General features: G+C 71.3%; 13 protein-coding genes. 6 read left to right on the top strand and 7 right to left on the bottom strand.

What is annotated here, in order from left to right:
- Nucleotide 1: 1 nt before the first annotated feature.
- From ABT324_RS17365 to ABT324_RS17345, 5 genes are read right to left on the bottom strand one after another with little or no spacing between them, the layout of a single operon-like run.
- A complete protein-coding gene (locus ABT324_RS17365; protein ID WP_351177917.1) occupies nucleotides 2–733 on the bottom strand; it encodes an SDR family NAD(P)-dependent oxidoreductase in 732 nt (243 codons plus the stop codon).
- Complete coding sequence (locus ABT324_RS17360; protein ID WP_351177914.1) at nucleotides 730–1,233, bottom strand: aromatic-ring-hydroxylating dioxygenase subunit beta; 504 nt, start codon at nucleotides 1,231–1,233, stop codon at nucleotides 730–732. The genes ABT324_RS17365 and ABT324_RS17360 overlap by 4 nt, the downstream gene beginning before the upstream one ends.
- Nucleotides 1,226–2,488, bottom strand: coding sequence for an aromatic ring-hydroxylating oxygenase subunit alpha (locus tag ABT324_RS17355; protein WP_351177911.1), 1,263 nt, complete (start codon nucleotides 2,486–2,488; stop codon nucleotides 1,226–1,228). The genes ABT324_RS17360 and ABT324_RS17355 overlap by 8 nt, the downstream gene beginning before the upstream one ends.
- A gap of 14 nt (nucleotides 2,489–2,502) precedes the next feature.
- Complete coding sequence (locus ABT324_RS17350) at nucleotides 2,503–2,883, bottom strand: hypothetical protein (RefSeq protein WP_351177908.1); 381 nt, start codon at nucleotides 2,881–2,883, stop codon at nucleotides 2,503–2,505.
- A 21-nt stretch (nucleotides 2,884–2,904) separates the two neighbouring features.
- A complete protein-coding gene (locus tag ABT324_RS17345; protein ID WP_351177905.1) occupies nucleotides 2,905–4,029 on the bottom strand; it encodes an acyl-CoA dehydrogenase family protein in 1,125 nt (374 codons plus the stop codon).
- A gap of 234 nt (nucleotides 4,030–4,263) precedes the next feature.
- Between ABT324_RS17345 and ABT324_RS17340 the strand changes: the two genes are divergently transcribed.
- The 4 genes from ABT324_RS17340 (at nucleotide 4,264) to ABT324_RS17325 (ending at nucleotide 7,851) form a co-directional block, all read left to right on the top strand.
- Nucleotides 4,264–5,727 (top strand): PAS domain-containing sensor histidine kinase, encoded by a 1,464-nt coding sequence (locus tag ABT324_RS17340; RefSeq protein WP_351177902.1) that lies wholly within the window; start codon nucleotides 4,264–4,266, stop codon nucleotides 5,725–5,727.
- A gap of 114 nt (nucleotides 5,728–5,841) precedes the next feature.
- Nucleotides 5,842–6,351, top strand: a complete 510-nt coding sequence (locus ABT324_RS17335) for a flavin reductase (RefSeq protein ID WP_351177899.1) — start codon at nucleotides 5,842–5,844, stop codon at nucleotides 6,349–6,351.
- 10 nt (nucleotides 6,352–6,361) lie between these two features.
- The gene (locus ABT324_RS17330) at nucleotides 6,362–6,631 is read left to right on the top strand and encodes a hypothetical protein (RefSeq protein ID WP_351177896.1); all 270 of its coding nucleotides are present in this window, start codon (nucleotides 6,362–6,364) and stop codon (nucleotides 6,629–6,631) included.
- Entirely contained in the window at nucleotides 6,628–7,851 is a 1,224-nt protein-coding gene (locus tag ABT324_RS17325; protein ID WP_351177893.1) for an amidase family protein, read from the top strand. The genes ABT324_RS17330 and ABT324_RS17325 overlap by 4 nt, the downstream gene beginning before the upstream one ends.
- A gap of 843 nt (nucleotides 7,852–8,694) precedes the next feature.
- Here the strand turns inward: ABT324_RS17325 and ABT324_RS17320 are convergent.
- Together ABT324_RS17320 and ABT324_RS17315 are read right to left on the bottom strand one after the other, a co-directional pair.
- Nucleotides 8,695–9,318, bottom strand: a complete 624-nt coding sequence (locus tag ABT324_RS17320; RefSeq protein ID WP_351177890.1) for a response regulator transcription factor — start codon at nucleotides 9,316–9,318, stop codon at nucleotides 8,695–8,697.
- Nucleotides 9,319–9,355: 37 nt separating this feature from the next.
- A complete protein-coding gene (locus ABT324_RS17315; protein ID WP_351177887.1) occupies nucleotides 9,356–9,913 on the bottom strand; it encodes a nuclear transport factor 2 family protein in 558 nt (185 codons plus the stop codon).
- Nucleotides 9,914–10,224: 311 nt separating this feature from the next.
- Here ABT324_RS17315 and ABT324_RS17310 point away from each other — a divergent pair, with 311 nt between their 5' ends.
- Together ABT324_RS17310 and catA are read left to right on the top strand one after the other, a co-directional pair.
- Nucleotides 10,225–11,325, top strand: a complete 1,101-nt coding sequence (locus tag ABT324_RS17310) for a mandelate racemase/muconate lactonizing enzyme family protein (protein ID WP_351177884.1) — start codon at nucleotides 10,225–10,227, stop codon at nucleotides 11,323–11,325.
- 32 nt (nucleotides 11,326–11,357) lie between these two features.
- Nucleotides 11,358–12,215, top strand: a complete 858-nt coding sequence (gene catA, locus ABT324_RS17305) for a catechol 1,2-dioxygenase (RefSeq protein ID WP_351177881.1) — start codon at nucleotides 11,358–11,360, stop codon at nucleotides 12,213–12,215.
- The last annotated feature ends 1 nt before the right edge of the window (nucleotide 12,216 follow it).

The raw sequence follows: 12,216 nt of genomic DNA, 5'->3' as shown, positions 1-12,216 counted from the left end.
CTCACCGCAGGTAGAGGCCGCCGTTGGCGTCCCAGCAGGCCCCGGTGACCGAGGCGGCCTCGGGCGAGGCCAGCAGCGCCACCATCCGGGCGATGAACGCCGGGTCCCCGAGCCGCCCGACCGGGATGCCCGCCGCGAAGCTGTCGAGGGCGTCCGCCCCGACGATCTCCCGCACCATCGGGCTGTCCTGCGGCCCGGGCGACACCGCGTTGACCGTGACCCCGCGCGGCGCGAGCTCCCGGGCGAAGACCTTGGTCGCGGACAGGATCGCGCCCTTCGACGAGGCGTAGTGGCCGCCGGTCGCGGTGCCACCGTTCTGCCCGGCCAGCGAGGCCATGTTGACGATCCGGCCGTAGCCCTGCTCGGCGAAGTGCGCGCCGAAGACCTGGCAGGCGGTGAAGGTGCCGGTGAAGTTCACCGCCATCACGGCGTCGAGCTCCTCCGGCGTGATCTCCAGCAGCGGCGTCGCCTGGGTGCGGGCGGCGTTGTTCACCAGCACGTGCACCCCGCCGAAGTCGGCGACCACGTCGGCGAGCAGCTGCTGCAGGGCAGCCCGCTCCCGGACGTCGACGTGGTAGCCGCGCGCCGTGGCGCCCAGTTCCGCGGTCAGCGCCGAGGCGTCCGCCACGTCGGCCACCGCGACGCGGTAGCCGTCGGCGTGCAGGCGGCGGACGATGTGCTCGCCCAGCCCGCTGGCCCCGCCGGTCACCACCGCGACCTGCGCCGCGCTCACAGCAGGAACCCCGCGGCGGGCACGGCGTCCTCGCTGTCCACGAGCCGCACGACCTTCTGCGCGATCCGGTCCCCGGTGTCGGCCAACCGGATCCGGTGCACCAGGTCGCCCGCCCAGATGTCGTGGCGACCGCGCTTGTAGGCGACGAGGACCTGCGCCGACCGCAGCACCACCTCGTCGTCGGAGACCGACTCGGGCACGAACCGGGACACCGTGCGCACGGTGCGGGCCGCGTCGACAGCCGCGATCGCGTAGCCCTCGATCATCCGGGCCACGCGCATCTGCCGCATGCGGGCGTCGTCGTAGACCATGTTCAGCGTGTTCGCGAAGTCCTCGGTGCGCGGGTCGATCGGGATGACGTAGTACCCGTCCGCCGCGAACAGGTCGTTCCAGGCGGTGTAGTCCTTGCGGTCGAGCAGCTCGGCCTCCCGCCACACCAGCTCGATCGCCCGGACGACGCGGGGGTCGGTGGTGGACAGCGCCGCGGTCGCGTCAGTCATCGCCCATCATCTCCTTCCACTTGCGGTAGGCCGCGCGCATCCCGGTCTCGTCGGTGACGTGCGCCGTCGGCCAGCCCTCCGGGCTGCGGGTCTCCCGGCCGATGCCGCGGTTGACCAGGATCGGCATCTCCGGGGCGCCCTGCGCACCGCGCTGCACCCGGTCCCAGCCCTCGGCGTCGTCGGGCGTGCCGAACCCGAACGGGCCCTGGAAGTGCTCGTGGATGCGCAGCCGCTCGCGGTTGACCGCGTCGACCTCGGGCGGGCCGTCCGGGCCGATCGCCACGTGCTCGATCCAGGTCTCGTCGACCGAGACGGGGCGCAGCACCCGGAAGAACGCCGAGGACATCGAGACGTTCGGGAACAGGTTGAGGTTGAACCCGGTGCCGTGCATGGCGCGGACCAGCTTGCGCACCTGCGCGTCGTCCAGGGTCTTCGACAGCTCGGCCACCAGGTCGTCGAACCGGCCCTGGAGCGGCTCGGTGCCGTCGTCGGCGTCGAGGTCGGAGTGCTCCGGAACCATCTGCATCACGCTGTGCCCGTTGCCGAGGTCGTGGGTGATGGCGGCCGGGTCGGTCATGAACGACATCATGTCCGCGGTCTCGGCGTCCACCGAGGCCATCCACGACCGGTGCACGATCGGGAAGTGGTAGCCGTCGGTGGTGTTCTCCAGCTGAATCTTCCAGTTGCCGCGGAACTTGAACTGGTGCTTGCCCAGCACCTTGATCGGGTAGCCGCCGCCCTGCTTCATGAACCGGTCGATCCACAGCCGGGCGTCGCCGAGGAACTCCTCCAGCGGCTCGGCGTCCTCGTTGAAGGTGGCGAAGACCAGCCCGCCGTAGCTCTCGGTGCGCAACTTCTTCAGCGACAGCTCGGACTTGTCCAGCACGCCCTCGTAGCCGTCCGGGTACGGGATGCCGCGCAGCTGGCCGTTGAGGCCGTAGGACCAGGCGTGGTAGGGGCAGGTGAAGCCGTTGGCCTTGCCGCTGGGCTTCTCGCAGATGCTGGCCCCGCGGTGCCGGCAGCGGTTGAGCAGGGTGCGCAGCTCGCCCTTGCGGTCGCGGGTGACGATCACCGGCTGCTTGCCGACGTGCGTCGACTTGAAGGTGCCCGGCCCGGGCAGCTCGCTGTCGTGCGCCACCCACACCCAGGTGCGCTCGAAGATCCGGGTCAGCTCCTGGTCGAAGATGTCCGGGTCGGTGTAGAGGCGGCCGGCCACCCGGTCCCCGGCGGCCAGCTCGGCGGTGTTGTCGGTCATCGGGTCCTCCCAGGTCAGTCGGGCAGCTCGACGTCGTCGCGGACGGTCAGCGCGCGGCCCATCCGGGCCTCGACCTTGGCGAAGCGCCACAACTTGGCGCGGCCGTCGGCGACCGGCGTGGTGCGGAAGAGGTTGCAGGCGGCCTTGACCGTCTCCTGGGTGTCGACGTCGGCGAGGAGGTAGCAGGTCCACGGCCACCCGTCGGACGGCCCGACCAGGTGCGAGTCGTCGTCCATGTCGCCGATGAAGTCCACCCCGGGCAGCGCCTTGAGCTGGTCCATCATCGAGACGAACGCCTGCCACACGTCACCGACCTCGATGCCGTCGGTGGGCAGGTCGAAGAAGTTCTGGTTGATGCCGATGCAGAACAGCACGCGGAGCGGCTGCGCCGTCATGCGCACCTCCTTCGTCGTTGATCAGCGGAAACCCGGGGTGGTGGGCGGCAGTCCCATCAGGACCGCACCGGCCGCGTCGTACATCGACGGGCCGAGGAAGGCGTGCTGCTTGGGCACCAGCGCGTCGCCGTGCAGCTGCTGCAGCGGGTGGGCGCGGTGGATCGGGGCGGTGCCGGAGATCTCCAGCAGGCGGGCCACGACGTCCGAGGACGTCTTGGCCAGGTGCGCGGAGGCCAGCCGCAGGTTCGCGTTCTGTTCGTCGGTGGCCTCGTCACCAGCCAGGACGGTCTGCCAGACCTCGTCGCTGAGCTCGTAGAACCAGGACCGGGCCGAGCGCAGCGCGGCCTCCGCACCGGCGATCTCGGTGCGGTAGTAGGCGCGGTCGGCCAGCTTCGGGGCCCCGGTGACACCGGCGTACCCGGCGCCGACCTCCTCGGCGTAGTCGAGCGCGGCGCGGGCGACACCGGCGCCCACCACGGCCAGCACCTGGGCGGCGTAGGCGATCGCCGGGTAGCGGAAGAGCGGTTCGTCCACAGTGGGCGATCCACCGCGGATGAAGGTCCACTCGCGGGGGACTTCCACGTCGCGCACCACCAGGTCGAACGATCCGGTGCCGCGCATGCCCACCACGTCCCAGTCCTGGACGATCTCCACCTGCTCGGGCCGCAGCACCGCGGTCCGCGGCTTGCCCCCGGTGGTCTCGTCGCCCGGGATGCCCACGCCGAGGACGTCGGCGCCCATGCAGCCGCTGGCGAACTTCCAGCGCCCGTCGACCCGGAACCCGGCCTCGGTCGGCTCGGCGGGCTGGACCGGGAACAGGCCGCCCGCGAACGCCACGTCCGGGCTGTCCCGGTAGAGCTCGGCCTGGGTGTCCAGGGGCAGCGCCGCCAGGTACACCAGCGACGACCCGAAGCTGGCGACCCACCCGGTGGAGCCGTCCACCACCGAGATCCGCTCGATCCGCGCCAGGAACTCCGCCGGGGGGAGCGGTTCGCCGCCGAACCTCGCCGGGGTCGCGGCGCGGTAGATCCCGAGCTGCTTGAGCCGGGCGATGAAGTCCTTCGGCACGTAGCGCTGCTCACGGAACTCGACCCGCCGCTCGGCGAGCTCGGCCAGCACCGCTTCGAAGGTGACGCCATCGTGCATCTGAAGCTCCTTCGTCGTTGCCGGACGGAGAACGACGGTACGAACGCACCCGCCTCGCGGGAATTGGTATTGCCTCTGCCCCCGTAGGGGATTCCTTCAGTGCGCACCCGCACAAGGGTGCTGTTGGTTGCGCTGCGAGCGTGGTTCCGCAGCGGAACCTGAGCGCTTCCCTGGACTGCGGGTGCCCCTCCTGATGTATGACAGCTCCGCCGACAGACCCCTTACGCTGGGACGATGCAGGCAGACCCCCGTGCCCCGGAGCTGACGGCGCAGGACTTCGTGGCGATGGCGCACGCCAGCCGGATGTGCTTGCTCCTGCACGACGCCGCGTCCAAGGACATCCTCTGGGCCAACCCCGCCGCGTGCGAGATGCTGGAGTGGAGCGTCGCCGAACTGCGCCCGCTCAAGGCCAACGACATGAGCAGCTCCGCGCAGCAGTACGACCGGGTGATCGGGCGGGCGTGGCTGCAGGAGGCGGTGGACAAGGGCGCCAGCCGGATCGAGTGGCACTACCGCGCCAAGTCCGGCCGGGTGATCCCGACCGACGCGGTCGCGGTGCGGGTCGAGCTGGAGCGCGGGCCCGCGGTGCTGGTGCAGTTCCGCGACATCGAGCGCGAGCAGGAGGTCGAGCGCCAGCTGCGGCTGACCACCTCGTGGGTGGACGCGCTCGCCCACCACACCTCGACCGTCGCGCTGATGCTGGACGCGGCGGGCACCATCCGGTTCGCCACCAACACCGCGCTGCCGCTGCTCGGCGCGACCGCGGGCGAACCCCTGGGCCCGCTGACCGAGCACGCCCGGCTGCGGCTGCGCGGCCGGGTGTCCACGTGGGACGAAGTGCTGGCCGGGGCAGACCCGGTCACCCCGGTGCAGCTGGAGGTGGACCGGCCGGGGCAGGAACCGGTGTGGCTGGAGGGCAGCCTCGAACGGCTGCAGGAAACCGGCGGCGACGCGCTGCTGATGATCCTGCACGACGTCTCCGAGCGGGTGCACGGCCAGGTGCGCCGGGAGCGGGAGATGCACAAGGAGAACTACCTCGCCCGCTACACCGCGATGGGCGACATGGCGATGGCCATCGCGCACGAGCTCGGCCAACCGCTGGCTGCGGCGGCGAACTTCCTGGTCGGGGCCCGCGCCGCCGGGCAGGCCGACGCGCGGGTCGGCTACGGCATCGACAACGCGGTGCGGCAGATCGACCGGGCCGCCACCATCGTCAGCTCGGTGCGCGCGTTCGTCGGCCACCTGGAGCACGTCCAGCAGGTCGCCGACCTCAACGACATCCTGGAGGAATGCCTGTACTTCGTCGGGCTGCGCGCCGGACCAGCGGGCGTCGACGTGCGGGTGCGGCGCAGCGCGCAGCCGGTGCCGGTGCGCTGCGAGCGGGTGCTGACCGGCCAGGTGGTGCTCAACCTGTGCTTCAACGCGATCGACGAGATGGTGGCCTGCGATCCGCAGCGGCGGCAGCTGACCATCACCACCCGGATCGACGACGACGCCGGGGTGCTCACCGTCGACGACCAGGGCCGGGGCATCCGCCACGACCCGTTCGAGCGGACCTTCACCGACAAGGAGCACGGCAGCGGCATCGGCCTGGCCCTGAGCTACCGGATCATCACCCGCCAGCACGGCACCATCTGGGCCGAGTGCCGCGACGAGGGCGGATCCCGCTTCGGCTTCACCCTGCCGCTGGCGGGGTGAGCGCCGCGTAGGGGAAATCCTCAGGCGGGCGCGGGGAAGTCTCGATTCCCGCCGGACCGCCTGCTGCGTACCGTCGGAGCAGTGCCGGAAACCGTCGGAGCCCCAGGAGGAATCGTGCCCGAGCTGACCCCGGCCCAACGCGACTTCCGAGCCGCGATGGCGAACCTCTCGGCCGCCGTCAACGTCGTCACCACCGACGGGGAGCACGGCCTGGCCGGGATGACCGTCAGCGCGGCCTGCTCGGTGACCGACTCGCCGCCGACCGTGCTGGTGTGCGTCAACCGGTCCAGCCGGTCCCACGACGTCCTGGTCGCCAACGGCCGGATCTGCGTCAACGTGCTCGGCGCCGACCAGGCGGACCTGGCGCTGCACTTCGCCGGCGCCACCAAGGTGCCGACCGCGCAGCGGTTCGGCGCGGACTGCTGGGACCTGGACACCGAGGGCGTCCCGGTGCTGCGCGACGCGCCCGCCTCGCTGGTCGGCCGGATCACCGCCGAGCGGGCGCAGGGCTCGCACTCGGTGATGTTCGTCGAGGTCGACAAGGTCATGACCCGCTCGGACAGCGGCGCCCTGGTCTACTTCCAGCGCCAGTTCCACAGCCTGACCGCACCCCTGAGCGCCTGAGGAGAGCCGCATGGCAGCCGAACCCACGCGGATGACCCTGACCTGCTACAACGACACCCACGGCTACGGCTGGCGGCACGTCGACCTGTTCGTGCACGACGCCTGCGGGCGCGAGCTGAACTGGGTCCACTGGGAGGTCGCGGAGGACGGGCCGGACGCGGCGGACGCGGTCACCGCCGAGGTGGAACCGCTGCTGCGGCGGACCTCGGAGTGGCGGCACGGCGTCAGCGCCAGCGGCATGGACTACTGGGTCGCCGACGCGGCGTGGGAGCAGCCGTGAACCACTGGCACTGGCAGCCCTGGTCGCTGCGCTCCGCGACCGCGGCCGAAGCGCACCACCGCTCCCGCGCGCGCATCGCCGAGACCGAGCGCGAACTGGAAGCCTGGGTGGAGCTCGACCCCTGCGCGGACCCCACCGGCAGCGGACCGCTGGCCGGAGCGCCGCTCGCGGTCAAGGACATCATCGACGTCGCAGGCCTGCCCACCCGGTGCGGCTCGCAGCTGCGCGCCGACGCACCGCCCGCCGATGCCGACGCGGTGATCGTGGCGGCCTGGCGGCGAGCCGGGGCGATCCCGGTCGGCAAGACGGTGACCACCGAGTTCGCCTACTTCTCCCCCGGCCCGACCCGCAACCCGGCCGCGCTCGACCACACGCCCGGCGGCTCCTCCAGCGGCTCGGCGGCCGCGGTCGCCGCGGGCCACGTACCGCTGGCGCTGGGCTCCCAGACCGCGGGATCGGTCACCCGCCCGGCGGCGTTCTGCGGCGTGGCGTCGCTGGTCCTCACCCCCGGCCGCTTCCCGGTGGACGGGGTGACCGGGCTGAGCCCGACCCTGGACAGCCACGGCTTCTTCACCGCGGGCGTGGCGGACCTGGCGCTGGCCTGGTCGGCCCTGACCGGCGAACCCGACCCGGCGCTCGCGGCGGACCGCCCACCACGCCTGCTGCTCTGGACGCCCCCGAACCTCGAATTACCGATGCGGGACGCGCTGACCAGCGCGAAGGAGAAGCTGCGCACCGCCGGGGCGACGATCGACCCGTTCCCCGACGACCAGCTGATCGCCCAGGTCACCGCGGCGCACCCGGTGATCATGGCTTACGAAGCGGCCCGAGAACGTGCAGCGGAACTCGCGCACGCCCCACGCCTGAGCGAGCAGCTGGCCACCCTGCTCCGGACGGGGGCCAACACCCTGCGGCAGGACTACGAAGCGGCCCGCACGTTCGCGTCGACGGCAGCCGACCGCCTGGCGGAGGTGTTCACCGACTACGACGCGGTCCTCGGCCCAGCAGCCCTCGGCCCGGCCCCCACCGGCCGCCAAGCCACCGGGGACCCGGTCCTGAGCCGTCCCTGGCAAGCCATGTCCCTCCCCGCGGTCGCCGTCCCAGGTCTCCGCACCACCACCGGCCTCCCCCTGGGCCTCCAACTCATCGGCCCCCACAACCGGGAGTCCGCCCTCCTCACCACAGCCACCTGGACCGAAACCACCCTCCTCCCCACCTGACCACCCAACCCGCAGTTTCAATTGAAACTGCGAATCCCACGAGGCTCGAACCGCAGTTTCAATTGAAACTGCGCCAACCCAGGTCCCCCGAACGGTGCCCTCCGGACCGCCCCCGAGGCTCGATCCGTCCTCCACACCACAGTTCCAATCGAAACTTGCCCCCCGGGGTCTCCTAACCGGCACCATCCGGACGCCCCGACCCCGAGGTCAACTCCTCCACACCACAGTTGCATTGAAACTGTAACGACTTGCGTCTCCCCGCACCCCGCGAGAACCCAGGACTCCCGGCACCAGAAGTGGGCTCAGGACTTCCGGGCGAGACGTTGACCAGGACTCGTGGACATCGGAGGTTGATCCTCCGGTCCGCCGGGGCACGTCCCTCCGGGTTACAGTTTCAATTGAAACTGTGATTCCACGGTGTGTCGGGCGCCCGACACGCCGAGGAGTGTCGTCAGGCCGTCGCCGATGAGGTGCCCCACTCGCGATTTCAACGGAAATTGGGATGCGATTCCCTTGAATCGCGTCATCCAGAGCCGAAGCCGGGTCGGGGTGATTCCGAGACCGAGGCCAGGGACGAGGTCCGGAGGCGCAGTGGGAGCCGGGACCCGGAGGCTGAAGCGGGACTCGGAGGTTGGAATGGGAACCGGGGCCCGAAGATTCGGCCGGGGCCCGAAGATTCGGCCGGGGCCCGAAGATTCGGCCGGGGCCCGAAGGTCGAGCCGGGGCCCGGAGGTCGAGCCGGGGACCCGGAGGCTGGGCCGGGTCCGAGGTTGGAGTGGAAGCCGGGTCCGGAAGTTGGGCCGTGGTCGAGAGGGACCGGGGTCGGGAGTCGGAGGGGGAGGGTTAGACGTCGACTCGGTGGAGGAGGATGTCCCTGACCAGGGCTGCGAGGCTTTCCGCTTCGGCTTTGGCCTTGATTCGGGCTCGGTGGACGTCCACCGTCTTCACGCTCGTGCCCAGCTTTCCCGCGATCACCTGGCTCGGCAGGCCTTCGATGACCAGGCGCAGCACCTCTCGCTCGCGGGGGGTCAGGGCTTCCAGGCGGGCCGCGACCGCTCGGCGGTCGGCGTGTTCGGCGAAGCGCTGGCGGGCAACGTCGAGCTGGGCTTGGACCAGTTCCACCATGCGCTGCGGTTGGTAGGGCTTCTCCAGGAAGTCGACGGCGCCGCGGGTGACGGCGCGGACCGACATCGGGATGTCGCCGTGGGCCGAGCAGAACACCAGGGGCGCCGGGTAGTCCATCTCCAGCAGCCGTTCCTGCAGCTGGAAGCCGCTGATGCCGGGCATCCGCACGTCGACGATGACCACCGCGACCTCGGCGGGGTCGAACTCCTCGAGGAAGGTGGTGGCGTCCGGGTAGGTCAGCACCTGCACCCCGATGCTCTCCAGCAGGAACACCAGCGACTGCCGCAGTGCCGCGTCGTCGTCGACGATGTGCACCACCGGTTCCGCGTCCGTCGAAGTCACCGGATCTGCCTCCTCCGCATCGCCACCACCCGCCCGCCTACGGCTTCATCAGCACCGACGCGGTCGGGTGGTCGCTGACCCAGTCCGCGGCGAGCGGCGCGATGAACACGTTCTCGGTGCGCGTGCGCACGATCTTCCAACCATCGGCGGTCCTGCGGAAGGCGTTGTTCAGCCGACTGGAGCGCAGCAGGGCCTTGCCGTCGGAGAACAGCCAGGGCTGCACGTGGATCCACTGGCCGGTCGCCTCGCCGCCGTCGACGTGGATCTGCTCGGAGGTGAGGTAGTGCGCGTTGAGCAGCAGCGCCGGGTCCTGCTCCTGCCCCCAGAACGCCTCGAAGTGGGCGCGGATCGCGGCGGCGCCTTCGGCCCGGCCGAACTGGTTGTCGTAGTACTCGCCCACGCCCTCCCAGACGGCGTCCTCGGTGTAGAGCTCCATGATCAGGTCGATTCGGTGGGCGTCGTCGCGGACGCCGTGCTCCGGGCAGGGCGTGTCGCACAGGAACATGTAGCGCGCCTGGATCCGGCGGATCTCGGCTTCGGCCTCCAGCACCTCGACCCGGCGGGCCAACTCGGCGACGGTCTTCTCCAACGACAAGGTGTTCCCCTCACGTGGTGTCGGGTTCGGTCGAGGTCAACGCCCTCCGCGACGCCGGTTCGGCACAGCATAAGCGCCGACCCCACCCAGGTCCAGGAATCCACAGTGGACCGCACAGGCGGATTTCCGGCTCCGCGGGCGGTTTTCGACCACCGGACCAGAGCGGCCCGCGAACTGCATGGTGCACCGCCGCGGAACCCGGGGCAAGCGGCTAAAGGATTCCCCTACGCCAGCAGGGGCACTACCAATTCCGCACCGCCGGCCCGGATCCATACGCTCGGCAACCAGCCAGCCACGGCGGGAGGATTCGCGTGAAGATCACCGAGGTGGAGGCGATCCCGTTCGCCATCCCCTACGCCAAACCGCTGAAGTTCGCCTCCGGCGAGGTCACCACCGCCGAACACGTGCTGATCCGCGTGCGCACCGAGGACGGCGTCGTCGGCGCGGCCGAGGCCCCGCCCCGCCCGTTCACCTACGGCGAGACGCAGGCCGGGATCGTCGCCGTCGTCGAGTCGCTGTTCGCCCCGCAGCTCACCGGGCTCCGGGTGACCGAGCGCGAGGTCGCGCGGGCCCGGCTGAACCGCACCGTCGGCAACCCCACCGCCAAGGCCGCCATCGACATGGCGATGTGGGACGCCTTCGGCAAGACCGTCGGGCTCGGCGTCACCGACCTGCTCGGCGGCTACACCGACCGGCTCCGGGTCTGCCACATGCTCGGCTTCGACGAACCGGCCGCGATGGTGGCCGAGGCGGAGCGGGTGCTGGCGACCCACGGCATCCGCACCTTCAAGGTCAAGGTCGGCCGCCGCCCGGTGGACCTGGACGTCGCCGTGGTCCGCGCCCTGCGCGAGGCGTTCGGCGACGCCGTGGAGCTCTACGTCGACGGCAACCGCGGCTGGACACCGGCGGAGTCCGCGCGGGCGATGCGCCAGCTCGCCGACCTGGACCTGCTCTTCGCCGAGGAGCTCTGCCCGGCCGACGACGTGCTGGGCAGGCGCTGGCTGGTCGGGCAGCTGGACGTGCCGTTCATCGCCGACGAGTCCGCAGTGACCCCGGCCGACATCACCCGCGAGGTCCTGGGCGGCTCGGCCACCGCGATCAGCATCAAGACGGCCCGCACCGGCTTCACCGGCTCGCAGCGCGCGCACCACCTCGCCGAGGGGCTCGGCGTCGAGGTCGTCATGGGCAACCAGATCGACGGCCAGCTGGGCACCGCCTGCACGATCGCCTTCGGCGCCGCCCACCAGCGCACCGCGCACCGCGCGGCCGAGCTCTCCAACTTCCTGGACATGACCGACGACCTGCTCACCGAACCGCTGCGGATCCGGGACGGCGAGCTGCGGGTCCGGCCCGGTGCCGGGATCGGGGTCGAGGTCGACCCGGACAAGCTCGCCCACTACCGCACCTCGTGAGCGCCACCGCAACGACAGGATCGGAGAACCAGATGAGCACCGCTGAGGAGACCGCCACCGCGGCCGCGTCCGGAGCTGCCGCGACCGAGCGCTTCCACCACGACAAGTCGCCCTACGAGGCGGTCAAGGACACCCCGCCGGAGCGGGTCGACCTGCTGGCCCGCGAGGTCCTCGGCGCGGTCCACCGGACGATCCGCGAGCACCAGGTCACCTACGACGAGTACAACGCGCTGAAGGCATGGCTGATCCAGGTCGGCGAGGACGGCGAGTGGCCGCTGTTCCTGGACGTGTGGGTGGAGCACGTGGTCGAGGACGTGGCCACCGCCGACCGCCGGGGCAGCAAGGGCTCGATCGAGGGCCCGTACTACGTGCCGGGCGCGCCCGAGCGCGGCGCGGACGCCGCGCTGCCGATGCGTGACGGCGAGGCGGGCACCCCGCTGCTGTGGGAGGGCGCGATCACCTCGGTCGACGGCGCGCCGCTGGCCGGGACCGTGGAGCTGTGGCAGGCCGACGCCGACGGCTACTACAGCCAGTTCGCCCCGGGCCTGCCGGAGTGGAACCTGCGCGGCACCTTCACCACCGGCCCGGACGGCGCGTTCCGGATCCGCACTATCCAGCCCGCGCCGTACCAGATCCCCACCGACGGGGCCTGCGGCAAGCTCATCGCCGCCGCCGGTTGGCACGCCTGGCGCCCGGCGCACCTGCACGTCAAGGTCACCGCACCCGGTCACCAGGAGCTCGTCGCGCAGCTGTACTTCCCGGGTGATCCGCACAACGACGACGACATCGCCAGCGCGGTGAAGCCGGAGCTGGTGCTCGACCCCGTCGTGCAGGACGATGGCACCGCCAAGATCACCTACGGCTTCCAGCTCGACCCGCAGGAGGACTGAT

This window comes from Saccharopolyspora sp. NPDC000359 (assembly GCF_040300525.1).
Lineage (GTDB): Bacteria > Actinomycetota > Actinomycetes > Mycobacteriales > Pseudonocardiaceae > Saccharopolyspora.
This window is presented reverse-complemented; position numbering and strand designations above follow the sequence as displayed.